Annotated in this window: 18 protein-coding genes; 11 read left to right on the plus strand and 7 right to left on the minus strand. The window is 42.9% G+C overall.

Annotated features, from left to right (window positions below):
* Positions 1-99: 99 nt before the first annotated feature.
* Both BK009_RS04490 and BK009_RS04495 read left to right on the plus strand, forming a co-directional pair.
* Entirely contained in the window at positions 100-564 is a 465-nt protein-coding gene (locus BK009_RS04490; protein WP_100909147.1) for a hypothetical protein, read from the plus strand.
* Between the two features lie 2 nt (positions 565-566).
* Positions 567-1,046, plus strand: a complete 480-nt coding sequence (locus tag BK009_RS04495) for a metal-dependent hydrolase (protein WP_100909148.1) — start codon at positions 567-569, stop codon at positions 1,044-1,046.
* Positions 1,047-1,366: 320 nt separating this feature from the next.
* On the opposite strand, the gene BK009_RS04500 is transcribed toward BK009_RS04495, so the two are convergent.
* Positions 1,367-2,851 carry a sensor histidine kinase gene (locus BK009_RS04500; RefSeq protein ID WP_100909149.1) on the minus strand — a complete coding sequence of 495 codons (1,485 nt, stop codon included), beginning with the start codon at positions 2,849-2,851 and terminating at the stop codon, positions 1,367-1,369.
* A 563-nt stretch (positions 2,852-3,414) separates the two neighbouring features.
* Between BK009_RS04500 and rfbA the strand changes: the two genes are divergently transcribed.
* Positions 3,415-4,287, plus strand: coding sequence for a glucose-1-phosphate thymidylyltransferase RfbA (gene rfbA, locus BK009_RS04505; protein ID WP_100906106.1), 873 nt, complete (start codon positions 3,415-3,417; stop codon positions 4,285-4,287).
* Between the two features lie 172 nt (positions 4,288-4,459).
* Here rfbA and BK009_RS04510 read toward each other — a convergent pair whose 3' ends face one another.
* The gene (locus tag BK009_RS04510) at positions 4,460-5,068 is read right to left on the minus strand and encodes a hypothetical protein (RefSeq protein WP_100909150.1); all 609 of its coding nucleotides are present in this window, start codon (positions 5,066-5,068) and stop codon (positions 4,460-4,462) included.
* A 147-nt stretch (positions 5,069-5,215) separates the two neighbouring features.
* Positions 5,216-7,519 carry a glycosyltransferase family 39 protein gene (locus tag BK009_RS04515; protein ID WP_169923154.1) on the minus strand — a complete coding sequence of 768 codons (2,304 nt, stop codon included), beginning with the start codon at positions 7,517-7,519 and terminating at the stop codon, positions 5,216-5,218.
* Positions 7,520-7,828: 309 nt separating this feature from the next.
* Here BK009_RS04515 and BK009_RS04520 point away from each other — a divergent pair, with 309 nt between their 5' ends.
* From BK009_RS04520 to BK009_RS04535, 4 genes are all read left to right on the plus strand, one after another.
* Positions 7,829-8,485 (plus strand): RAD55 family ATPase, encoded by a 657-nt coding sequence (locus tag BK009_RS04520; protein WP_100909152.1) that lies wholly within the window; start codon positions 7,829-7,831, stop codon positions 8,483-8,485.
* A gap of 333 nt (positions 8,486-8,818) precedes the next feature.
* Complete coding sequence (locus BK009_RS04525) at positions 8,819-9,847, plus strand: archaeosortase/exosortase family protein (RefSeq protein WP_100907910.1); 1,029 nt, start codon at positions 8,819-8,821, stop codon at positions 9,845-9,847.
* Between the two features lie 176 nt (positions 9,848-10,023).
* Positions 10,024-11,811 (plus strand): glycosyltransferase, encoded by a 1,788-nt coding sequence (locus tag BK009_RS04530; protein ID WP_100907911.1) that lies wholly within the window; start codon positions 10,024-10,026, stop codon positions 11,809-11,811.
* A 294-nt stretch (positions 11,812-12,105) separates the two neighbouring features.
* Positions 12,106-13,344 (plus strand): GDP-mannose 4,6-dehydratase, encoded by a 1,239-nt coding sequence (locus BK009_RS04535; protein WP_100907912.1) that lies wholly within the window; start codon positions 12,106-12,108, stop codon positions 13,342-13,344.
* A 94-nt stretch (positions 13,345-13,438) separates the two neighbouring features.
* Here BK009_RS04535 and BK009_RS04540 read toward each other — a convergent pair whose 3' ends face one another.
* From BK009_RS04540 to BK009_RS04550, 3 genes are all read right to left on the minus strand, one after another.
* Positions 13,439-13,840, minus strand: coding sequence for a type II toxin-antitoxin system VapC family toxin (locus tag BK009_RS04540; protein ID WP_100906098.1), 402 nt, complete (start codon positions 13,838-13,840; stop codon positions 13,439-13,441).
* Positions 13,830-14,054 (minus strand): type II toxin-antitoxin system VapB family antitoxin, encoded by a 225-nt coding sequence (gene vapB, locus BK009_RS04545; RefSeq protein ID WP_100906097.1) that lies wholly within the window; start codon positions 14,052-14,054, stop codon positions 13,830-13,832. Before vapB ends, BK009_RS04540 begins: the two co-directional genes overlap by 11 nt.
* A 315-nt stretch (positions 14,055-14,369) precedes the next feature.
* Positions 14,370-14,579, minus strand: a complete 210-nt coding sequence (locus BK009_RS04550) for a BRO-N domain-containing protein (RefSeq protein WP_100906096.1) — start codon at positions 14,577-14,579, stop codon at positions 14,370-14,372.
* Between the two features lie 602 nt (positions 14,580-15,181).
* Between BK009_RS04550 and BK009_RS04555 the strand changes: the two genes are divergently transcribed.
* Together BK009_RS04555 and BK009_RS04560 are read left to right on the plus strand one after the other, a co-directional pair.
* Positions 15,182-15,439, plus strand: coding sequence for a hypothetical protein (locus tag BK009_RS04555; protein ID WP_100906095.1), 258 nt, complete (start codon positions 15,182-15,184; stop codon positions 15,437-15,439).
* The gene (locus tag BK009_RS04560; protein WP_100906094.1) at positions 15,436-15,861 is read left to right on the plus strand and encodes an HVO_A0114 family putative DNA-binding protein; all 426 of its coding nucleotides are present in this window, start codon (positions 15,436-15,438) and stop codon (positions 15,859-15,861) included. The genes BK009_RS04555 and BK009_RS04560 overlap by 4 nt, the downstream gene beginning before the upstream one ends.
* Before the next feature lie 281 nt (positions 15,862-16,142).
* Here BK009_RS04560 and BK009_RS04570 read toward each other — a convergent pair whose 3' ends face one another.
* The gene (locus BK009_RS04570; protein WP_232728035.1) at positions 16,143-16,778 is read right to left on the minus strand and encodes a nuclease-related domain-containing protein; all 636 of its coding nucleotides are present in this window, start codon (positions 16,776-16,778) and stop codon (positions 16,143-16,145) included.
* 635 nt (positions 16,779-17,413) lie between these two features.
* Here BK009_RS04570 and BK009_RS04575 point away from each other — a divergent pair.
* Both BK009_RS04575 and BK009_RS04580 read left to right on the plus strand, forming a co-directional pair.
* Positions 17,414-18,190: a 4'-phosphopantetheinyl transferase family protein gene (locus BK009_RS04575; protein ID WP_100909153.1), complete on the plus strand. Its 777-nt coding sequence runs from the start codon at positions 17,414-17,416 to the stop codon at positions 18,188-18,190.
* Between the two features lie 2 nt (positions 18,191-18,192).
* Positions 18,193-26,454, plus strand: a complete 8,262-nt coding sequence (locus tag BK009_RS04580; protein ID WP_100909154.1) for a non-ribosomal peptide synthetase — start codon at positions 18,193-18,195, stop codon at positions 26,452-26,454.
* The last annotated feature ends 1 nt before the right edge of the window (position 26,455 follow it).

Below are 26,455 nucleotides of genomic sequence, written 5' to 3' on the forward strand. Positions count from 1 at the left end.
CACCCATTGTAGATGATTATTAACACCCAGTAGTTGATTACAAATATGAAATGTATTTGATAATAACTACTCTGGTTACGGAGTTACGGAGTAATAAAAGTGAAACTGGAAACACCCAGCAAGCGAATTTTAACCGGGCTCATCCTGGTAGTAGTCCTGGCTGGACTTTGCATCCACTACACCACTGAATACCAGGAACACCTTAAATATCCTTCATACGAGGTTATACTCGCTGATTACCCTGAGGGCGAAGTGGTTAATGTGGATGGAACAGTGCTCGGCAGGGATAATGGAATGCTGGTTATCCAGGAAAACCAGCAGGGCCAACTGGTTACCATGAAGGTGGAAAGCAACACCCCGGTGGAATTAAAGGATCAGGTGTCGGTGGTGGGAGTTTTAGGGGCAAATAACACCATAATAAATGTGGAAAGGGTGGAAGTGAATGAGAACTGGAAGTACCTTTTCCTGTTACTGCGTTCACTTCTAGTTTTAATCTTCCTGGGATACCTCTTCCAGCGGTACTGGTCCTTTGACTGGGAAGCTTTCCATTTCAGGAGGCGGTAGGTATGCCTGACTGGATGGTTCACGTGGCAGTGGCCTGGAGTCTATGCCGCATACTCCGCCTCCACTATGGGGAGTTTAACCCGGCTAACACCGTCCTGGTTATGGTGGGATCCATCTTCCCAGATGCCATAAAGGTCTCCATTATAGGGGAACTTCTTGGTTTTGATCTGTGGAATTATATCTATGTCTTCCACCTACCAGTAGGTTCATTCCTCCTGGCAGGGATTACATCCCTCCTTTTCCAGGAGAAAAAGAAGGCTTTCCTCTTTTTATCACTGGGAATAGTTACCCACTACCTGATGGATTTACTGCTTATACAGGTGGGTTATGGAATGTCCCTTTTCTATCCCCTGAACTGGATGGGATTCACCTTGAACCTGGTCCCCAATGACGATTATTATATTACCATCGTGGCCCTGGTAGTGGCACTGGTGATTTACCTGGTTACAAACTGGATTGAATCCAGAAATATCCAAAAATGATAAACCAGGAAGATAGATAGAACCATTTTAAGGGGTAAATTAACAAATTTTTCCTTTCATTGTGTATCTTAACCTTGAGATCATCTAAATAATTGAAGAAGCTTAGATTGAAAACTAAAAAGACTACCCTAGAAACTGGATTATAAATTAAAATAAATAAGAACTTGAATTGTAAACTAAAAGAAATAAAAACAGAATTGTAAACTAAAAAGACTCCAATTATAACCAGTATGATAACCTCTGCCATTGAACACTAATTGGGCGGGTGTTCTGGGTAAGGATGTTCATGGTAAACATTAATTTATAGACTTTTACCGTGTTTATTCCCCATATTCTTCTTCACTGAAGTTAATGGTGAAAGATGTTCCCCTGGTGGTGTCCAACTCTATTTCCCCGTCTAGTTGGTCGGTGAGGGTGTTCACCAGGCGCATCCCCAGGGAGTTGGTTCTTTGATAGTCCAGGTCCGATGGAAATCCAATACCAGTATCTGAAACCTGGAAAGTGAAATGATCATTGACCTTATGGAATCGGACAGTTACCTCTCCCTTCTCTCCATGAGGGAAGGCGTGTTTAAGACTGTTAGAGACCAGTTCGTTAACAATAAGTCCCAGAGGTATGCTGGTGTTTATGTCCAGGAGCACTTCTCCCACATCCAGGTTAAGGTCGATGTTATCCTGGGTGATGTAGGTGCGGAATAGTTCACTGGTGAGCTTGGCTATGTAATCCCCGAAGTTAATGCACTTGAGATCAGTGGACTGGTATAACATGGTATGAATAAGGGCCATGGAACGAGCCCGGTTCTGACTTTCCCGGAAAACCTCCAGGGCAGCCTTATCCTTGATGTACTTCGATTGCAGGTTAAGAAGACTGCTAATGACCATGAGGTTGTTTTTAACCCGGTGGTGGATTTCCTTCAGCAATAATTCTTTTTCGTTAAGTGATTGGAGGAGTTGAGCCTCAGATTCCTTTCTCCGGGTTATATCCCTTAATATGGAAAGGACCATCTTCTCACCACGGAGGTTGAAAATATGGGCGCTGACTTCCACTGGTATTTCCACACCATCACGGGTGAGGTTCACTGCCTCGAAGGTGTTATTCCCATTCCTGATGATCTTTTCCATACGCCTGGGTATTTGCCTTATGGTTTCCTCATTATTAATATCCCGAGGATTCATTCCCAGTAATTCTTCACGGTTGTATCCAAGACGCTTGCAGGCCACATCATTCACTTCAATAAAGTTATCTGGGCTGCCATCGGGTTTAATGGGGTGGAGGACTATGGCATCGTTGGCATTGTTAAAGACCTCCCGGAATTTCTCCTCACTTTCCTGGAGTTCCAGTTCCATCTTTTTACTGGTGGTGATGTCCCGGGCTATGCTGGATGCTCCAATGACTTTCCCAGCTGAATCTTTGATGGGGGAAACACTGAGGGATACATTCACTATGGATCCGTCCTTCCTACGGCGCAGAGTCTCATAATGGGTCACCCTTTCCCCACTTTTGATCCAGGCCAGGATCAGGGATATTTCATCGGCATTGTAGGGTGGTATGAGGATGGACACACTGCTACCCACCACCTCACTTTCCGTGTAACCATATATAACCTTTGCAGCAGGGTTCCAGGTTAGTATGGTCCCGTCCAGGTCTAAACCCACAATGGCATCTTCGGTGTGACCCACTATGGATTTAAGGTAATTTAACTCAGACTGGGTTTCAGTTAACCTTTCTTTAGTATGGGCTAACTCTTTTCCCATTTCAACTAGTTCCCAGTGAATTTTTTCCTGGTTTAACTCTTGCTCCTTCATGATAATAACTCGGTATAAATCCAGTATTCTTCTTGAGTTTTGCTACTTTTAAGGTTAAGTTTCATCTTTAACCTCTTTTGTGGTTTTGGTGCAGTCAGGTATTAATTAACACTTAAAAAAGGTTCAAATAATTATTATCCCCTAGCATGAGATCAAAGTAGATCATTGTTAAAATGTAGATCATTATTAAAAACCTCAGATTTTTACTATCCCATTTAATATTTAACACTGGGACCTGGGCTGAGTAGCGAATAAATAATACTTAAAAAAAAGCCCTTCATCTCCGGCGAATATATACTTTCTCATGGGAACCGGAGTTTCTTCCCATGGGAACAGTAGTACTTGCATTTAGGGGAAAATATTAAATAAATATTGGAACCAGAACTGAAACTAGATTAACATTAAAAATTGGTACTGTGCATGGGAATTACTTAAGGGTTATTTAAGAATATAAAAATACTCCCTGGAAAGTCTTTAAATATACCCCAAGGAATATAAAATGTTCAGTTATATATTGAATACATTAAACATTAAAAAAAATAGAATTTAAGAGGTTAATTATTATGAAAGGAATCATACTAGCTGGAGGTTCCGGCACCCGCCTTTATCCCATAACAAAAGCAGTTTCCAAACAGTTACTGCCAATCTACGACAAACCCATGATCTACTATCCCCTGTCAGTGCTGATGCTGGCTGGGATAAGGGAGATACTCATAATATCCACACCACGGGATTTACCATTCTATGAGGATTTACTGGGTGATGGTAGCAAGCTGGGGGTGAGCTTCTCCTACGCAGTACAGGAAGAACCAAGGGGACTGGCCGAAGCATTCATAGTAGGGGAGGAATTCATTGCAGATGATAACGTGGCCCTGGTACTGGGTGATAACATCTTCCACGGACACCGGTTCAGTGAAATACTCAAAAGAGCCGCCTCCTTAGATGAAGGGGCCATAATCTTTGGTTACTACGTTCGGGACCCTAAAGCATTTGGAGTTGTTGAATTTGATGAAGGATGGAACGTCCTATCACTGGAAGAAAAACCAGAACACCCCAAATCCAACTATGCCATACCAGGACTCTACTTCTACGATAATGACGTGGTTGAGATAGCCAAAAAGGTGAAACCATCCCAACGTGGTGAGTTGGAAATAACCTCAGTCAACGAGGAGTACCTTAAAAGGAAACAGTTAAAAGTGGAATTACTGGGGCGAGGTATGGCCTGGCTGGATACCGGAACCCACATAGGACTCCTGGAAGCCAGTAACTACATTGAAGCCCTCCAGAAAAGACAGGGATTCTTCGTGGCCTGTTTAGAGGAGATTGCCTATAACAACGAATGGATTGATGAGGAAACTGTCCTGGAACTGGCTGAAACCCTTAAAAAAACTGAGTATGGGGAGTACCTGGTGGAACTGGTTAAGGGTGAGTTTTAGTTAAAAATAGAATAAGATATTTTCATTGGCCAGATTAATTAGATCTGAAGCTGGATTTTATCTAATCAATTTCTTTTTTTTGTCCAATTCTTTTTTTTATTACCTTTTTGAATGATTTAACCCTAGCATTTTGGAAAATATCAATACCGGCTTTTAGAAAAAATACCAGCTTTTAGAAAATATTAATCCATATCTTTGAGAATATTAATCCCCCAAATATCAAGGCTAGGGCCAGAAATAGGTAGTTTAGTGGGCTTCCGGTTTCTTGCATACCAACGGTTTTTGCAGCAGTTCCAACTGTAATGGGGGCACTGGTAATGGTGATGTTTGCAGTGTCTGAATCCACCATTAACTGGTCAAGGTATAGTTGCACATTCATCACCTCATAACCCGGGGTCACTGGTGTGCCTGGCCAGCGTAGGATAGCTTTCTGCTGGGCCAGGAGTGATCCAACCTGCCAGGTGAAACCATCACTACGGGTTGTTACCGAGCTGGGATTCTGGGCCCAAGTGTTACCCCCGTCCAGGGAAGTGTAGTAATTATCATCATTGATCCACTGGTTATTATTGTGGTAAGACTGTTCAACCACCACGTTGGTAACTGAATTTCCATCATTTTGAACCACAATGTTGGAAGCAATGGTTTCACCAACCTGGACTTCGTCCACAGGATGGTTATGGGTATCAGTGTAATACAAATCAATATTGGCTGCTGCCGATACAGTTCCACAGATTAAGAGTGCTGAAAATAAGAACATAACCCCTTTTAAACCCTTTTTCATTGAATAATCACTTTCCCGTTTTTTGTCAATATTTTTATTAAAGTGAATCCCATTGAAATGATAACCCTAACACTACCCAGATGAGAATTCCCGTTCTCGGTAAATCTATTAATGATATCTGGAACCCAGAACAATTAGTTTCTGACCTTAAATCCCAATAGCTTCCTGGATTAATCCCATTTCATCATTGTTGTCCGTGTGGAAGGCATGCCAGACGAAATTGTAGCCGATCCAGATGATCTTACCCTTACCAACTTTTTGAACACCAATTAGAGTTTGGTTATTGACAGTGACCAGTGGTTCGATCTTATTCTGGTTAGTTGATTCATAGTTGGCCCCGTACCAGGGCTGACCATCGGCCAGGAATGGGGATAGTTTTACTGATTCTGGTTCTACCTTGGGGTTTCCAGGGAGGCTCTTCCGGGTTATGATGGTGTGCAGGAATTCAGAATTATCCAGGTTGTAGAATGTACCCTCCAAGTTACCCGATGCGTCAATAACCAGTGTCCCACCAGATTCCACGTATTCCATTAACAATTCTTCGGCCGTTTCCTGGTCACGCCATTTGAAGTTGTAGAGGAGGATGTAAGGATATTGCTGGAGTTCTTCCAGGGAATGGGAGTCTATCTCTGTGGATTTTCCCCGGATAGCATGACCCTTATTCTCGTATATAACGTAGGTCTTAAGGCCCAAGACCTCATCGATGTAGTTCTGCCAGTTCTGCCCAATGTAGAGCATCCTGGTTTTATTTTCTAATTTAGAGGGGTCTTTCTGGTAGATGGTTACCATTCCAAACTGTTCCAGTGGAGGATAGGAATCTATGTTCAGGGATTCCGAGGATATGTAGTAGTCAATATCATTTTTGGCCAGTTCATGGGCTGTTAACCGGGTGGTGTTGACAGTGGGCTGCATATCCATGAACATGCGCAGATTCCACACAGCCCCAGGCCATAAGTTGGACCGTATCTTCCGGTTACTGTAGTCAGGGTCATACTGCATCAGCCATTGGGTGGCCTGGTTCAGGCTCTCCACCGTGTATTTATTCCGCACCAGATCCGATGCATTCACATTAAAGGGCGTAAAATCCTCCTCGGAGATTAGAGCCATGTGCTGGTCTTCATCCATCAGTATATGGTCAATATCAGTTAGGTAGGTTGCAGTAGAGGATAATGCCACCATGATGAGTATTAAGGGCAGAATATAGCTAGTGAGGTTAAATCTTCGGTATTTAAATCTTATTTGCCCTGATATCTCATGGATTCCCAGGATCAGGAAGTAAACCAGGGCCGGAGCCATGGTGATGAAGTAACGGTCCACCTTCAAACCGTACTGGGCGTGGACTATGAACTGGGTCAGGAACCATGAAAACATGAGTAGATCCAGGTCCAGATTTACCCTGCCCCTCCACAAATCATAGGCCAGGTAACAGGATAAGACCACCAGTCCAATGCTGGCCATGCTACTGATTTTACTGAAGGTGAACAGGAAGGCAATAACAAAAAACACCATTAAGAGGATTTTCAATCGGTTAAGGGAAGACTTCCAGTCTAGCTGATGGTCCTTAACCAAGTTGTAAAAGTAGATGATCACTCCCAAGATCAGGATCATTACAAACAGATAAAAAATCCAGTGATGGAGAGATCCAGGGATGGATATGAACAGATCAAGTGTTTTCAGATAGTAAAGTGGATCTGCGGAGAAGGCAGAGTGCCCGGAGAGTGACTCAGATTGTATGCTCAGTAGGCTGGTGAGGGTGATGAAAGGGTCCCCGGCTCTCTGGTACATGAAGCCCAGGTAGGGGATTATAATCAGAATACTCAGGACCAGCCCCAGGATCATCTCTTTCAAGTTCCGGAGGTAATTACCGCACATTAAAATGTACAGTATAATTGGGAATAACAGGAATCCTGCGGTAAAACGGGTTAAAAATGCCATCATGGCCAGTGGGAATGCCAGGTAAAAATATTTAGGGTTCTTCTTAACTGCTAGAACTGTGAGGTAAACTGCCCATATGGAAAAGGCTACCGCGGCTATGTCCAGATATCCGATCCCCAACCAGACCAGTATCACCGGAAATGAGATATAAATGGTGGATCCGGCTAAACTTTCCAGGGGGTTAAACCGTAGTTTGAGTAGGAGGTAAAGTCCGATAACTCCGAAGATGAATATCAAACCCTCCACCATGTAAATGGCGATTTCCGAGACGAATCCCATCCTGAATACCAGCGAGGTTAGGAAAGGGAGGAAGGGAGATCGGTCCAGTTCAATGTAACCAGTGCCCATCCCAGCATATTCCAGGGCATTGGCTAAGAAGGAATATGTGTCCCAGAAAGGTCCGATGATGATTTGCATCCGGACACGGTAGTACACTACTAAACTTACTGTTAAAATAAGGATCAAAAGACAAATCCAGTTCAGAAGGTTTGATCTTGTGAAGATGTTCCTGGTCAAAAGTATCGCCATTAGTAGTAGTGGGTGGTATCTATAAATTTTGGGTTACACATTTAATATTATTGTTGGTACTAATCAATATTCTTAATAGAAACGTATATAAGAACTATATCTGTAATTATTTATTATTGTGCTGTGAAAGATCAATTAATACTGAAGATCAAAGGGGAATGATAAGTTACCAATGCACTTTTAAGTTTATCATTGCACTTGAAAGATCAAATTTAATACAACTCATCACTAAACTGAAGATCAATGTGAATTAAAGTTCATTAATATATTAAGAGTTGAAAGGTGGAATTATAGTTTATGAATTATAAATTCGGATATCCGGATATGGGAATTGAAGTACCTCCCGGCACCAATTTAATGCTTTTAGGCGATCTTTTCTCCGGGAAGGACATTCTGTCTAAAGAATTCATCAGGGAAGGATTAAAAAATGGTGAAGCCTGTATTTTTGTCTCCACCAGCGACCCTATACTGGAGACTGTGGAAGAGTTTTCAGATAACGATCTGGAGTATCTGGGAATGGTTAACTGTATCTCCTCCCGCACCGATCTGGCCCCTGATTTTGCTTACATTAACCAGGTACGTTTTGTAAGCAGCCCAACTGAACTGGCCACCATCATGGCCTTCATCAATGAATTCCTGGATATTTTCAGGGATAAAGATGTTAAAAAGATAAGGATAGTTTTCGACTCGGTTTCCACCTTGCTGATGTACTCCAATTTGAAAACCTTGTATAAATTCCTGCACGTATTAACCAACACCGTAAAAAGCAGGAACGCAGTTCTTCTTTTGACCATGGAGGAAGGAGTGCATGATAAGATTGAAATAAGTTCTCTCCAGAGGTTAAGCCAGGGACTTATAACCATGGCCGAGGGAGAAATTCAATTTAATGGTTTTTCCCGGAAGAAGTTCCAATACGAAACCCAGGACAACCGTATAATTCTAAATGGAGATTGAAGAGATTTGAGTTTGCATAAACTAGTTTTTTTATATGGTGTAAATGTTTAGATCATTAAGTTGGTAAATGATGGATTTGTTTAAATTCATTAATTATTCTTATAATTTCAATTAATTACCCAAAAAATTGATATAAATACTTATATCTTGCTTGGACCTGTTACTGTTAATATAACTCATTACTGTTGATAGAAACCAATTATAATCCGAGAGTCTAGGATTATTTCAAACAATGTGATATATTTAAAGTACCAAATACATAACTTTAAAATAAGCAAGGCCTTTTAAACCAGGAAATATATATTGTTTACAGTGAACAATATTGGTCCAATTATGTACAAACGATTATTAATTGTTAGTTTAATGGCTGTGGCTATTTCATTTTTATTGGTTACACCCATCTTCGCTGCCGAGTACGGGGGAATCATTACCAACCTCGCTCCGGATAAAGCCAGTTATCCTAATCCTGGTGAGACCATTACCATAACCTGCCAGGGCAGATTCACCAATGCCCAGGGACATGGGAAAACCCTGGATGACTCACAGATCGTCTACACCATTACCGATGGTGGAGGGAATGTTGTGGGAACACACACTGCAACTTTAGATCCCCTGGAAGTTGGTGACAGCTTTACTGATACCTGGGTGACCACCAACACTAATTTCCCCACTGAGGGTAGTTACACCATCACTGCCAAATGGTACGATGGTACCAACCATAACCCTGGACATCTCATCACTTCCAGTAGCACATCATTCACCAGTATCCCTTCACCCTGGATTATTGTGGTCATCGCCGGGATTACCATGACTATAGCTGCCTTTGCCCGGAAGAGGAGATGGTGGCTTTCCTACTACCTGGTGGGAAGCGTGTCAGTGGTAGCCCTCCTCATGTCCTTCTTCGTTTTAACTGGTTATGATAGTTACATCATGAGTATTGAAGCACAATCCATGGCCTACGTTGCCAGCATACTGGGCATGTCCTCCCAGTACCTGGCACCCAACGCCTTCCTCTTCCCGGATCCAGCCGGGTGGAGTATCTTTGGAATAGGATTGGAATGTTCATCCATAATAGAGATAAGCGTCTTTGTAGCATTACTATTATTTTATCCCAGTTACAGTTGGAAGACAAAGTTAAAATACGCCACCATAGGAGTGGTGGCCACCTACCTGGCCAACATAATCCGGATACTATCCATAGTGGCCATTGTGGCTGTCTTCGGGAAAACCTCGGTTTACCTGGCCCACGCCATAATCGGTAAACTGATCTTCTTTGTGTTGATTGTAATCCTCTACTGGTACCTCCTAACCAAACCAACCATGAACACGGTGCGGAAAAACATTAAATCCGGGAAATTCTAGGGGTTCTTAAAAAAAATTAAATTCTAGGGATTTTTATAAAAAATGATCCCAGAACACGATTATGGTGGAAAAACGATTTATATAATTTACAAGAAGAGTTCAAGATTAAAAAAAAAGAGATTCACGATATAATAAATTTAAGATTATAGAAAAAAGAATGGTAGGCCGATAGAAAAATGCAGGATCCAAGCTGGGTGGTTATCTTAGTCTGGGGTACCTGGTTACTCTTGACCATACTCATTGATGGGGTGCCCATACCCTTCAAACTACATTTCTCCAATAAGACCCGGAGGAAGGTTGATACTGGGGTGAAGGATGATGAGTTACCGGAGGTTAGCGTTGTGGTACCAGCCCATAACGAGGAAGCCACCATTGGGGTCTGTCTGGAGTCACTGGTGGAATCTGAATACCCCGCCGGTAAGATGGAAGTAATCCTGGTGGATGATGGTTCCACTGATAACACCATCAAAAAAGCAGAATTATTCGAACCCCGGGCAGTTGATAACGGTAAGAAGCTCCGGATAATTAAAAGACCGCACACTGGTAAAGTGCAGGCCCTTAATACTGGTCTTAAGAGTACTCGAGGCAGTATAATCATTACCATTGATGCTGATGCAAGGATGGCCCCTGATGCCATCCATAATATTGTGGTGCCCTTTGTCCGGGAAGCAGAGGTAGGTGCAGCCACCGGTTACATTGAAATCAGGGTCCCCGAATCAGGCATACACCTGGATAAGGACACCCGTTTAACACCCACTACCATTGGAAACATTTTACATGTGGATGGTGCCAGGGATATTGAAGTCATCACCTATTTGCATAAATATTCTGCAAGTGATACCAGTACAAACAGGGCCCTATCTCTATCACCATTAGGATCCATTGATGTTGATTCATCTATTCGGGAGGATAATGATAATCCCCAAATTCAGGTTGATATTATTAACCCACAAATCCAGGTTAGAGAATATCATGGGGATAAGGATGGAATCCTGGAAACCTTCTTTGCCCGATGTGAGTTCCTGGAGTACATAACTGCCTTTAACTTTGAACGAAGTTACCAGTCCTTTGTGGGTTCTATTTATTCCATGTCCGGAGCCTTCTCCGCCTTCCGACGGGAGGTTATTGGAAAGGTGGGTGGTTACTGGCCCCTCACCGTGGCCGAGGATATGCATATGACCATGATGCTCCACAACAGGAAAGTGAGCATCATCCATGTCCCCGAGGCTGTGGCATATGTGGAGGCCATAACTGATTATGACACCCTCTACTCCCAGCGGGTGAGATGGGCACGGGGGCAGATTGAGGTGGCCTCCATGCAGGAGAAGCAGTGCCCCATTCCCAAGGATGATGTTTCATTCCAGGATATGGTGAGCATTGCCTGGGGACAGAGAAGCCCCGGCATGATCTGGAGTTACCTCACCAACCGGATATCCATTAAGATCCAGAGACTCAGGCAGTGCACCTACAGTTCCTTCAACTTCATGGGATTGCAGAGGATCCTCCTGGTGGACCATACCATTGCCTTCCCCAGACTCCTCTGGGTTTTTGTACTGGCATTATTCCCCATCCTGGGACTCTACCTGTACATAATACCAGTGGTAACCCTCCTGTTATACTCATTCTACGTAGCCATTGACCTGGTGGTGATCATATTCGTCTACCAGAACTCACCCAGCAACACCAAGCGCAACATAGAACAGTACTTCCCCTTCATACTCCTCCTACCAATCTACCGCCTGATGACATTCTTCTTCCGATTATCAGCCTTCCTCCAGGTCCTGAAGGAACCTTCCAACTGGACAGTGGACGGACCAGTGAACGGTTTTAAGGAAGGAGTAAAAGAAGCCAGAGAAGATGCCAGTGCAGCCCGTGAAACCCTGGTTACAATGATATTCAAGTTAGCAGACCTAGTTAATGTTAACCTGGAAAACATGTTTAATCAGGGAAGGAAAGGTAAATAAAACCAGATTATAAATATAAATAGATTTATCAATTCCCACAAAAAGGTTAATTTTTCTTTTTGATGATTTTTAGCAGTACCTGCAGTGTTGAATGTTAAAAATAGTTCTAATATTGTGCATATTTTTTTAAAAAATCAGAATGTGTTTCATCTTGTTTATCTCAGATTTTTAGTTAAATGAACTTTTAAATAATTTATATGATTAGAAGGGAATACAAAGTATGTAGGTATAAATAAATTTTTTTAGATGACCGATTTAGTTTATTAAGAAAAAAGATTTCTGGAAGATAGTAGTATGAACTGGAATGAAAAGAACATCCTCATAACCGGGGCCAATGGATTTGTAGGCTCGTATCTAGCTAAAGAACTTTTAGAAAAGGGGTCAGATGTTTATGGTTTTATAAGGCCGGAAGATATGGTGGCCATGGAAAAGAACTTGATAGACAAGGGTATTAAGGATAAGCTGAAGATGCTGGAGGGGGACCTTGGTGATATATCCTCCCTGGCCAGTGCCCTGGACCAATCCCAGCCAGATGTGATCTTCCACCTGGCAGCCCAGTCCAGTGTGGAGTTTTCCTTTAAACGTCCCCTGGATACCCAGGATATTAATACCATTGGCACGGCCAATCTCCTGGAAGCTGTGCGTATTAAGGATGTTGATGCCAAGATAGTGTTTGCTGGCTCCAGTGAAGTTTACGGCATGGTTATATCCTCCGAGGAACAGTACCAGCGGGCCCTTGATAGTGGTAAGACCATCTTCCCCGAACCAGAGAAAATCCCTGAGTTACCCATCAGTGAATCCAATCCCCTGCGCCCCATGTCCCCCTACGCAGTGAGCAAGGTTTCGGGTGATTTTCTGATGCAGAACTACCACCACTCCTATGGACTGGATACTGTGGTGTCCCGGGCCTTCAACCACGAAGGGGCGGGTAGGGGTATGATGTTCGTAACCTCCATTATCACCAACCAGATCATGAAACTGAAACACCAGGAGACTGACCGGATCACCATAGGCAACTTGAATGCCTGCCGTGACTGGTCCCATGTAACTGACATCATCCAGGGATACCAGGTACTTGCCAGTAAGGGGCGTGGTGGTGAAGTGTACAACCAGGGATCCATGAGAACCAACTCCGTCCTGAGCTACATATTACTGGGCCTGGAAAGGGCAGGGTGGGATATAAACCGGATTGAAACCCTTAAAGGCGATGAACAGACAAAAACCATCAATAATCCCACGGAAATCGATGATGATCCCATCTTCGGAGTTAAGTTTGACAAGACCAGGGTGGACCAGATGATCCTGGAGAACCAGCTGGAATACACCATACAGGATAAGGGGATCCGGGTCACCACTGACCAGGGACCTCTGACCATTGAGTTCAACCCCGACCGGTTCCGGCCATCAGAGATACCGCTCTTACTCTGTGATAATCAGAAAATCCAGAAAATAGGTGCAAGGATTGAATACAGTCTCAGCGACGTGATCCAGGACCAGCTGGACTATTTTAACCAGAAAGAGAACCGGGTTTAAAATAATATTTTCAAAGAAGGTTAATTCTATTCTTTCCTCCTATTTTTCAAAATAATTATTAAAATTATTTAACAATTCCAGTTTTGAACTTAAATTACAGTAGTTTAACCAGGTTCGAAGTTTTTTCGAGTTTTTTATCCAGGGTAAGTAGTGGTACTCCTTCCCGGAGTGACGCTCTCACAAAAAGTGCATCGTAGAAACTAATTTTATTTTTTAAAGCCATGGGAAAGGATTCTTCCACCAGTTCCCGGGTGGGGATGACTTTACAGCTGGTTTCTATGAATTCCATGCTCATCTTGAGTGCCTTAGTGGTTATTTCCCGGTCTTCATTAAAGAATGTTACTCTTTTCCAAGCCACGTTGGCTACTTCTGCTCGTGCCAGGTCAACTGTAACCAGCTCATGATTTTCTACTGCGCTGGCAGCTTTTTCTGAGGAGGGTTCCTGGAAAAAAATGGCTGCTATAACTGATGAGTCTAAAACATATTTAGTGGACATCCCTATCCTCTCTAATGAGTTCTGCTGCTTCAACATCCTTCATCTTTTTTCTGATACTTTCAGCATCCCTGAGGAGCCTTTTTTTACTTTCTTCCTGGATTAATCTAATGGTTAACTGCCGTATTTCTTCTTGCCAGTTCACATCATCCATTTCATCCATCATCTTCCGAAACTGGGCCGGTATACGAATACTGTATACAGATTTTGTAGACATAATCGTATATATGCTCCTGATTATACTAATATTTTATTATTCAAAAATTATTCAGGATTAGTTGTACTAATTCAACCAAAAAGAAAATCGTATTCAGATTAAGTCCATGTCTTATTTTAGAATTTTACTTGAAAATAGTGACTAATGAACACATTGGCTGGATATTGCTCTTTCAAAATGAGCTTCACTAGATTTTAAGCTAACCTGATTCTCTACTTGTTCATGTAAAAACCTTGGTGTTTAACTGTTACTCATCTAAAAGCTCTGGAGTTCTAGCATTACGTCTTGTTATAACCGGCCGCCCAGATTCCTTTTCTATAATTTAAAAGGTTCAGCCTTAGGCGAAGGTATGGATTGAATTAACCTCAATAATTGTTTTGTGCTGGCTGCGTCGGTTAAACGCATTTTACCATCAGCAGGCATTTTCAACTGTACGATATTTTCGTACAGTTCACTACCCTCATCAATTTTCATTTTAATTTTCAAATCACCCCTATCTTCGGGGTTTTTACTATCGGTTAACACGGCTATAACATCAATAATCGAAAAGAACCATTCTTATTCGTTTTCATCCCAAAAGGTCCTAATTTTTTTATCCTCGAAAAGTTTAATTGCATTGTTACCCGTCTAATACCCCAATTAATTCCCACATAATAAACTAAGAGTAATTATTAATACTACTGATTTTATTGATATTAAAGTATCCTATTCTTCAAATCTTGTTAAGTCTTGAACACATTCTAAATCTTTCCCGGACCTTTGATTCATATTCATTTGAGTGACTAATCCATTTTAAACTCAAAAGTCTAGAATAGCCATTAAAAAAGTTTTCAAGTATGCCCATCTCATTTTTGACCAGATATACACTCCTATAATTCCTTTTTTCATTCAATTGGTTCTACCAGGAGTACTTTGACTCTTTTCCAGATCCAACCTGTGGGGAACATAGAATCCTTCCGGAGTTTTCAAAAAAAAGTTTTCAGGAAAGGTTAATGGAAATTCTCTTAAGTTAATATATTATTAATTAATAAATAAGTATTATTAAATGTAAATATTAATTAAACCAACATCGACTGATGGTTTTTATACCTCAACTGTTTTATATGTGATGTAGAACAGAGGGTAACATGAAAGATGAAAGTGGAAATTCAGTGCAGATAGCAAGTAGGACAATCTACTTTCGCATAACTGAGCGAGGATGGGCAATAGTTGTAATGCCAGACAACTTCAAAGTGGATAACTATTACCATGGAGTACACATCCATCCAGATAGAAAACAATTATCCATCCATGATCCAGAAATAATATACGAGATTATCTATCAGCACATCATCAGAGAAGGTAAGATTGTGGAAGATAAAATAAGAGAGGAGTTAGGATTATGATAATAAAACTGGTTCGCCAGATGAAAGGTAGCGAATTGGTGGAAATGTTAAAGGAAAAATATGGTTCAATGGATAACTTAAAAAGGTTGATGGAAAAAGACCCGAAAAATGTTTTATATCCACTGGATTTAGAAGATTGGTTATACCACCTAGAACACCCAGACGCCGAAGTCAAACAATCTGAAACCATCTTCATAAAGGATCTTAAAATAAATATGTCAGATCTGAAAATGCTGGACATCATCAAAAATCAGCACCCCACATCCATAAGAAACCTTTCCTATATACTTCACAAAGATTTAAAAACAGTTCAACCAAGGGTGCATAAATTAGCAGAAGAAGGTTTCATTAAATTGGAACCGGGCCCTAAAAATGCCAAGAAACCTGTGGTTAATTTCAATAAAATAGAGATTGAGATATAAGGAAAACAAAAACTTGTTTTTTTAGGATTTACAATATTATTAGATTTTCGTAATGTTTTTTCTTTTTCATCTCAAAACAATATAAACATTATTTTTTTACATGTTCGTAATGTTTGTACTGAAAATTATAGTTTAATAAAATGTTCAATAAAGAATTATGGATGCTTTATTGAATTTTTTACCCAATTTGGGTTTGAGAAGATCATTCAATTTGGATGATTCTAATTTCACCTGTTTTGCAGAGTTTTGTGGAGATACTCTGCCTGAGGTATATTAAGCATCTATTTTATTCTACCATACTTAGCTAAGATATTAATTATCTCCTTAACTTCCTTAGAACTCAGAATTTTCCGCCCGTGGGAAAGGTAAGAAACTAGATCTTCAGGGTAAACGATTTCATACGATTTTATATCTTTTTTAAGGATTAGATTATGGTTTATTGGAGATATTACTGGATTTATGGCTGTTTTATTTAATTTTTTACCCAGTTTATTTTTTAGAAAAACATTCAACTTTGAGACCTGTAATTTCACCTGTTTGGCAGGGTTTTGTGGGGATACTCTGCCGGAGGTATGGTACCAGCAGTCCTCATCTGGGATGTAGGTTGGCTTGTAATTTTTGGTTTCAATAACGTAGACCCCGGTGGGTCCCACCACCACATGGTCAATATCACCACCCAAATTTGGTATCTTAACATCCCGAATAGCCGTGTACTTTTTAGGTAATTTCTTGAGCTTTTTAGCCACTATCTTCTCACCCTTAGCACCCCTACTCCAGGTTCGGCGTTTAGACCACCCATATCTAGATATGATTAGCCCGGTGATGACCAGTAAGGCGAGTAAGGATAACTGTAGAAATCCCCATATCCCGGTTAATAGAATAAACCCTGAGATCCTGATTAATAATACCAATCCCATGATCCCCATTAATAGAATAATTACCCCCAGAAAGGTTATTTTAGTGTAATATGATACCCTGGATTTAACATGTGATTTCTGTTTAGAAATGTTCACCACTCCGTAGTTTCTGATAATATTTATTATAAACCTATTTTTTTAACTATTAAGTATTATATAAAGGTTTTTCATGGTTAAATGTGGGGAAGTATTGTAATTCTTTAAAAAGAGTTAATTTTTTATTTATTTTTGATTCCAATATAAATTATTTAAATATGAACACCATCTAGAATATCCTTCATTCAGAGTACATAATTTTTTTCTAAGAAGATACCACTTGATAATTCAAGTGATTACCACCTACTAATTAAAAAAATGATTACCCCTAATAATAGAAAAATGATTTTTACCCTATAATAAAAAAGTGATGATTTTTTTGATTTTTTCCTCAATTTTTTTAAGTATATCGCAGATTATTTTCAATGTATAGTTCTAAATTTCTAAGTATTAGTTCTAAATTCCCAAGTACACCGCTAGATCCGGTGGTAATCCCCTTTTTATAAGATTCATAGGTGGTCCGCCAAATATATATGTTATAGTGCTGGTAATTAGATTAAAGCCCATAAAGTATGTGTTAATAAATTTAGGGTAGTGCCATGCTGTTATATTACACTGATGTTTCAAAGCTGGACATAAATCAGGCCCATCATGCTGTATCTTTGGAGAGGCTTGAAAAAACAGCCAGATACATCCATCAGAAGGATAAAAAATTATCCATAGGTGCAGAACTTCTTTTAAAATATTCTTTAAATCAAATTGGCATTTCTAATCCGGTATTCGACCATGATAAATATGGTAAACCTTTTTTAGGGAACCATCCCCATGTTCATTTTAACCTCTCTCACTCCGAGGACTACGTGGCCTGTGCAGTTACTGATTCTCCAGTAGGAGTGGATATTGAACACATCCAAGATGCAGAGCTAGACATAGCCAGGCACTATTTTTTCGGCAGTGAATACAAGCATATCCAGAACAGCCCCCGTCAAGAGAGAGCTTTTTTCCAGTTTTGGGTTTTAAAGGAGAGTTACATGAAAATGACTGGCCTGGGATTCCGCATGGCCCTTGACGAATTCTCCATAGATATCAACAATAGCTCTCGGGATAAGGGTGCTAGGATAAGAGTTAAAACACGGAATGAAAACACCGGTGGATTGGAATTAGCTGACAAACAACCGGAATTTGGAGTTTGGAGCGTGGCTGGGGATGAGTACATGCTGGCGGTGTGTTCAGAAGGTAAAATTAACCAGGAAGCAAATTCAAAGCCAAATTCAAAGCCAAATTCAAAGCCAAATTTAATCAGTTTAGACGATTTATTGAGGGAAACCGAGAGGGAAACCATGGAAATAAAGAGCCAACACCAGAGGGGGATTTAACTGTGGATTGTTTCGATCTATCCAATGCCCAGAAAAGGACCATAATAACCGAGATCAGCAACCATGGAAACGAATCTTACATCATCTCATTCAAATCCAGATTTCCACTTGAAGACGAAGAACATGTTAAAAAAGCTTTATCCATCCTTATAAGTGGAAATCTTCAACTCCGCATGAGGAAAGATGAAAATATGAACTTTTCACAGTATTATGCTGATGAAGAAGGTTCAGTTACCACTGCTGAAAAGGGAGAAAACAGTCCACATTCCTCTGATGAAATGGATGAAAATACTGAGGATAAAAATAGAGAGGATGGAAATACTGGGGATAAAAATAAGGAGGATGAAAATACTGTATTTTCAATTATTGACCTGACTGGTGAGGTTGAAGATGAAATAAACCAGTATATCCATGAATTTTCCCTTAAAACCTTTAAGGAAATTTTCGATTCCCCTCTTTATGAGTTCCAGCTCCTTAAAACCAGGGAAGAGTTGATTGTGCTGGGGCGGGTTCACCACCTCATAATGGACGGTACTTCCCTATCCATCCTGGCCAGGGAACTGGAAGACTGCATAGAGACCCTGAAAAAGGGAAAAGAATACCAGTTCAAACCAGTTTCCTACAGGGAATATGTGGAAAAGGAAAAAGAATACCTATCCAGTGGAGAAGCCCAGCAGGATGAAGAGTTCTGGCTATCTAACCTGGATGGATATCACCATGACTGGTACTCCTCCTCTGATCTGGGTATCAGCCGGGAAAATTTCCACTTGGATGGGGATTTAAGGGACCGGTTAAAAGACCTGTACTCTGTTGATGGGGAACGGATTTCTCCCTTCATACTGGCCTTGTCTCTGGTTTCCCTCTACTTTGCCCGGAGCACCCACACTGATGACCTGGTCTGGAACAGTGTGTACCACGGCCGGGACTTTGGAGAGGACACCCGGGAAATGCTGGGCATGTTCGTGAATATGATGCCCCTCCGGCTTGGTTATGATGAAAACCGGTCCTTTAAAGAAACCCTGCTCTACACCAAGTCGGTGGTGAAGGATGGATTGACCCATGGAAAGCTTTCCTTCAACATTTACGGGCCTAAACTACAGAAGAAAGGTATTGACCCGGCTATGCTATCCATGTACTCCATAGTATCCAATTCAACCGATGCACCCCTGGAGTACCTGTTCCATAGTTCCAAGAGTGAATTTCCCTTCCACATACGGGTGAACCCCTCACTGGATGATAAGGATGGCCTGCAGCTTTTAACCATTGAATACAATAGGGACTGCTTTTCCCGGGAAGAAATCAAAAGGCTGGTGGAGGGTTTGGAAAAACTCATCCACCAAATTGCCAATAACCCCCATATCACCGGGGGTGAACTGGAGGTAGAGACCAGCCCCTACCACCGGGCTGGTGAATATTTCAAAGATATGCTGCAGGGAAGTGACGGTGCCACCACCATCAGCCCTGATTTAAGTGGTAAGGAAGAAGAGGGAAACTACCCGGAAAGTGCAGTTTCCATGGGAAAAGGAGTAATAAACGAATTTTGCCATGAAAATGGAATAAACCCCAGTGACCTATTCTTAGCAGCCACCCTCTTTGCCCTGGTTAAATTCGTCTTCAGTAAGGATATTTTAATCTCCATTATTTCAGATAATTCCCCCATAGGTTCAATAAATAACTCACAAAGGAATGAACAACATAAAGGGAATAACTCACAAAAAAGGAAACACCAGCTACAGGAATTACCAGAATCTATTAACCATGATAAACTACAGGAATTACCCCTTTACCTTAAGATTGACACCGGTAAATCAGTACTGGAATTTTTAAATACTGTACATGATTCCTTCACCCAGGTCACCAGCTATGATTATTATCCCTTCACCAGGGTTAAGAGTGAACATTACATTTTACCCGAATTTTTATACAATTACGGTTCCCCGTACAGTAAAGACTCACCGTACAGAGAAGACCCCCTATACAGTCCAGACCCATACCGACATGATGATTTAAAAACACCCAGAATGGTGGTTAATGTTTCCGAAAAGGAGGATGAGTTTAAAATAACACTTTTTTATAATGATGCCCTTTACTCAGATGATCTAAGCCTTACCTTCACCGAGAGCATGGCCACCCTGGTGAATAAACTGATGGAACAACCGGTAATGCTGGAGGATATTGCCCTACAAGATGACGATGGTCAGGAGGAAAACTTCCACCTGAACCCGGCGGAGGAACCCCTCCTAAACCGGTTCTTTGAAAAACAGGTGGAAAAGAACAGGGAGGAAGTTGCTTTAATTGCCCAGGATGGACAGTTCACCTATCATGATCTTAACCGGAAGGCCAACCGCATAGCCAATGCACTTATCAAACGCGGGGTGGATTTGGAAGACCGGGTTATGTTCATATTAAAGCGTGACAGCCGCCTGGTGGCCACCATGCTGGGTATTGTCAAGGCCGGCTGTGCCTTCATACCCGTGGACCCGGATTACCCTGAAGAAAGGATAAAGGAGATCATCAGGGATAGTGATGCCCGTTACATCATCACCAATCACGATAACGTTACCATTAACCTGCCCCAGGCAGTTAGTGTGGATGAACTGCTCACCGAAGAAGATGAGAACAACCCGGAACCGGATCTCTCGCCGGAGAACCTGTGTTACCTTATTTACACCTCTGGTTCCACTGGCAAACCCAAGGGTGTTATGCTGAACCATCGGGGTATCACCAACTACGTGTCCCCCCATCCGGAAAACATTCCCATCCATGCCCTGGTTACTCGGGCCCGTAAGATGATATCCATATCCACGGTGTCCTTCATTGTATTTTTAAGGGAAATGCTGGCCACCCTCACCAATGGAATGCCAGTGGTTTTTGCCAGTGAGGAACAGGCTGTGAATCCCCTGGAACTGGTGAAACTCTTCGAGGAAACTGGGGCCGATGCATTTGGTGCCACACCCACCCGGCTCCTGCAGTACCTGGAAATGGAGGAAGTACAGAAAACCATGCCCCGCTGCAAGGTGATCATCGTAGGTGGAGAGACCTTCCCTCCCCAGCTTTACAACACCCTCTCCAGGTACACCTTCGCCGAGATCTACAACTCCTACGGCCCCACCGAGATCACCATTGCCTCCCATGGTAAACTCCTCACCAGCGATGATATATCCGCCGGGGCACCCCTTTTAAATGTCACCGACCGGATCATGGACATAGACACCAACCCCCTACCCTACAATGTGGTGGGTGAGCTCTACGTGGCCGGGGCGGGAGTGGCCCGGGGCTACTGGAATAATGATGAACTCACCCAGGAACGCTTCATAAACTACAACGGCCTCCGCTACTACAACACCGGAGACCTGGCCAAGCGCGACAGTAACGGGGAGTTATATGTCCTGGGCAGGATGGACACCCAGATCAAACTCCGGGGACTGCGAATCGAACTCGGGGAGATTGAAAATACAATCACCGGTTATGATGGTGTTAAATCCGCCTTTGTACTGGTAAGGGAGGTGCACGGCACTGAACACCTCTGCGCCTACTTCACCGAGAAGAAGCCAGTGGACACCACCCTTTTAAGGAAATATCTACTGGATAGATTACCCCAGTACATGGTTCCCTCCTACCTGGTGAGGATGGACCAGTTCCCCATGACCTTCAATGGAAAGGCCGATCTTAGGAACTTCCCAGACCCTGATGATTACCTGGTGGATGAAGTTATAACACCAGAAACAGAGTTAGAGAAGGATCTCCTAGGGATGTGTTCAAATATACTGGACACCACCAGTTTCGGGGTGACCACTGATCTCTTCCAGTTAGGCCTCACCTCCCTATCGGTGCTCAAACTGGTGACTATGATCTCCCAAAAACTGGGGTTTAAGGTCAATGTAACCAGTATCATGCGCGCCCGGAACATAAGGGAAATAGCCAGGGAGGTGGAAACATCAGCGGCAGTTACCCGTAAGGAATACCCAGTAATGGACTATTATCCCCTGACCCAGAACCAGCTGGGAGTGTACTTTGACTGTGTTAAAAACCCGGAAAAACTGACCTACAACCTGCCCAAAATGATACGCTTTAAAGAAATCTCGGTGGATAGGTTGAAAAAATCATTGGAGGAACTGGTTGAAAAACACCCATACCTTAAAATGCGCCTGGTTATGCATGATGGTGAAATCTACCAGGAACGAAGGGATATCTTCCAGGTCACCATTGAAGTTATAAAAGGTCGGGTGGATGATGATGTGATAAATGAGTTTATACAACCATTCTCCCTATTCGAGGGTCCGTTGTTCCGGTTTAAAATTTACACCCACCAGGATGAAACCATACTCTTATCAGACTTCCACCACCTGATGGTGGATGGAACATCCTTGAACCTCCTTTTCAATGACCTGGGGGCGATCTACGATGACCGGGTGGTGGATGCTGAGGAGTATGACGGGTATGACCTCAGCCTAGAGGAACAGGACATTGAAAAAAGCCAGATCTACAGCCAGGCCCGGGAATACTTTGAGGGAAAAGTGGCGGAGTTTGACAGTGCCACGGTCATCTCCCCGGATCTCAAGGGGAAAGAAGAGAAAGGTGAGTTAGGTGAGGTGGGGGTGTCTTTAGATAAAAAACAGGTGGAAAACTATTGTAAAAATAATTCCATCACCCCCAATAACCTGTTTTTAGCGGCAACCCTCTTCACTTTAAGTAAATTTGTTTACAACCGTGATATTCTAATTTCTACCATATCCAATGGCCGGAGCAATCCCTTGTTCCAGAAGACATTGGCCATGATGGTTAAAACCCTGCCCATAGCCCTGAATATTGACAGTACCTCCACCGTCACCCAGTTCTTCAGCCAGGTGGAGGAAACCTGGCTGGATGTCCTGAAATATGATGTGTACCCCTTCACCAAGATTTCCGATAAGTACGACCTGTTCCCCGAGTTTTTATACGCCTATCACGGGAAGATCATTGAGGAAATAACCATGAATGGACAGACCCTGGAGAGGGAAAGCCTGGAATACGAGGCACTGAAGTTCAAGGCCAGTGTTAATGTAACCGACACTGGTTCCCGGTTCTACCTCTTCAGCCAGTACAACGATGCCCTCTATTCACAGGAACTCATGGAGACCTTTATAAAAAGCCTGGAATTAATGGTGAACAAGCTGATAGAGGACCCTAATGCCCGTTTAAGTGATGTTTCCCTGGTGGCTGGTGAACCTGGCCTGGTGGCTGGTGAACAGGGAATGTTCCAGATGAAACCAGTGAGCGAGCCACTGGTGAATAAGTTATTTGAAAAACAGGTCACCAAAAGCAGGGATAAAGTGGCCCTGATAGCAGAGGATGGGGAGTTCACTTACCATGAAATCAACCAGATGGCCAACCGCATTGCCCACGGCCTGGTTATAAGGGGTGTGGGGGTGGAGGACCGGGTAATGTTCATCCTGAAACGTGACAGTCGACTGATCGCCACCATGTTCGGTATTGTTAAGGCCGGCTGTGCCTTCATACCCGTGGACCCCGAGTATCCGGAGGATAGGGTGAAACACGTCCTTAAGGACAGTGATGCCCGGTACATTATCACCGATTACAACTTCAACACCATTGATTTACCCCAGGCCATCAGTGTGGATGAATTACTAAGAGAAGGGATTGAAGAGAACCCACTAAAAGAGGGAAGTGAAGAAAATCTAAATCCTGATCAACTAAATCCTGATCAACCAGTTGAGAACCTGGAACCAAATCAATCAATAAAAAACCTGGAACCAAATCTATCCCCAGAGAACCTCTGTTACCTTATCTATACTTCTGGCTCCACTGGCCTCCCGAAGGGGGTGATGTTAACCCATGCCAATATCACCAATTACGCCTCCCCGGATCCGGAAAACTGTTTTGCCCATGCCTTTGTAAATAAGGGCCGGAATATGCTCTCCATCACCACCGTAGCCTTTGATGCCTTCCTGCACGAGGTCATGATCAGCCTCCTGAACAGCCGCACCCTGGTACTGGCCAGTGACGAGGAAACCAGGAACCCCCTGGAACTGGTTAAACTGTTTAACCGAGCCGAAGTGGATTCCTTCTTTGCCACACCATCCAGGATGTTACAGTACCTGGAAGTGGATGGTATGTGTGAAGCAGTGTCCAAGTGTAAGATCATCAGTATCGGTGGAGAACCCTATCCCCCACAGCTACATAAAAAACTGGAAAGCTGCAGTGCCGGGGAGATATACAATGTTTACGGACCCACTGAGACCACCATATCCTGCAACACCACCCGCATCACTGATTCAGGAAACATCAATGTGGGTAAACCCCTCCTGAATGTTTACGAGGAAGTCATGGACCTGGATGGTAACCCCCTCCCCAGTGGAGTAATCGGGGAGTTGTACGTGGGTGGAATGGGGGTGGCCCGGGGATACTGGAACCGGGAGGAACTCAACCAGAAACAGTTCATCACCCGCCACGGCATCCCCTACTACAGGAGTGGGGACTTTGCCAGCAGGGATAAAAACGGCGAGTACCATATATTCGGACGTCTGGATAACCAGATCAAGTTGAGGGGTCTGCGAATCGAAATTGGGGAGATTGAAAGTGCAATCTCCGACTATCATGGTATAAAGTCAGTGACCGTCCTGGTTAAACCAGTCCAGGGACAGGAACACCTCTGCGCCTACTTCACCAGCACCATGGACATTGATGTGGAGGATCTGAAAAAAGAACTCAAAAAGAGGCTGACCAAGTACATGGTGCCCACCGTATTCATGCACCTGGAACAGATGCCCCAGACACCCAATGGTAAAACTGATGTTAAAAATTTACCGGAACCGGTTTTAAAAGAACGAATATACGTAGCACCGGAGAATAGTATTGAAAAATTCTTCACCCAGTCCTTCAGTGAGATTCTGGACGTGCCTGATGTGGGGGCTACCGATGACTTCTTTGAACTGGGTGGAACCTCACTCCTGGTGACCAAGATCACCATTGAAGCCCTGAACCAGGGATACGAAATAAAATATGGGGATGTTTTCGCCCATCCCACAGCCCGGAAACTGGCCCAGTTCATAAATGAAGCAGAAAAATCTGTCCAGGAACATGAAGAATACTCCTATGATGCTCTTAATAAGATCCTGGAAAATAACACCATAGAAAACTTTGTGAAACTGGATAAAGAGAGTTTGGGTAATGTTTTATTAACCGGGGCCACTGGCTTTTTAGGGATACACGTCCTACGGGAGTTTTTAGAAAACGAAAAAGGCACTATTTACTGCATGCTCCGGAGGGGTAGGCGTACCAATCCTGAGGACCGGCTTAAAACCCTCCTCTTCTACTACTTCAGTGAAAACTATGAGGAACTTTTCGGTACCAGGATCCATGTTATTGAGGGGGATGTTACCAGTAAAGCAGACTTTGAAAAATCCCGGGGCCTGGATATAGACACGGTGATCAACTGTGCCGCCAATGTGAAGCACTTCGCTCCCGGAACCCAGATCGAAGATATAAATATTGGAGGAGTGGTTAACGGGGTGGATTTTGCCCGGAAAAAGGACTGTAAATATATACAGGTCTCCACCACCAGTGTGGCCGGGGAGAGTGTGGATAATGTACCACCACTGGACACGGTATTTGATGAGAAAACCTTATATGTGGGCCAGCTACTGGATAACAAGTACCTCAGCAGCAAGTTCCTGGCGGAGAGGGTGGTGTTGGAAGCAGTTAGTGAGGGATTAAATGCCAAGATAATGCGGATGGGTAACCTCATGGCCCGGCAGTCTGACAGTGAATTCCAGATAAACTTCGAAACCAATGCCTTCATCAAGCGCCTGAGGGCCTACGCTGCAATAGGGGAAATACCATACCAGGTTTTAGGTGGTAAGGTGGAGCTCACACCCATAGATATGGCAGCACGGGCTATCCTGCTACTTTCACAGGCACCCCGGGAGTGTTGTGTTTTCCATGTTTACAACAGTCACCAGATCTACATCGGGGATATTGTGGATATGATGAGGGAGGTGGGACTGGCAATCTCCGGGTCAGAGGAAGATGAATTTAGAGAAAGCTTCGCCCGGTCCAGGGAAGATGAGACGAAACAGGATGCCATCAGTGGACTGGTAACCGCCATGGGGATGGGTAAAGGTGAGGGCCGGGGTCTGGTGGAGGTGGATAACGATTACACCACCCAGATACTCTACCGTTTAGGATATAAATGGCCCCTCATAAATGATGAATACCTGGTAATGTTTATCCAGTACCTGAAGGAGATGAACTTCTTTGATTGAT

Origin of the sequence: Methanobacterium subterraneum, assembly GCF_002813695.1 — an archaeon.
Taxonomy (GTDB): domain Archaea; phylum Methanobacteriota; class Methanobacteria; order Methanobacteriales; family Methanobacteriaceae; genus Methanobacterium; species Methanobacterium subterraneum.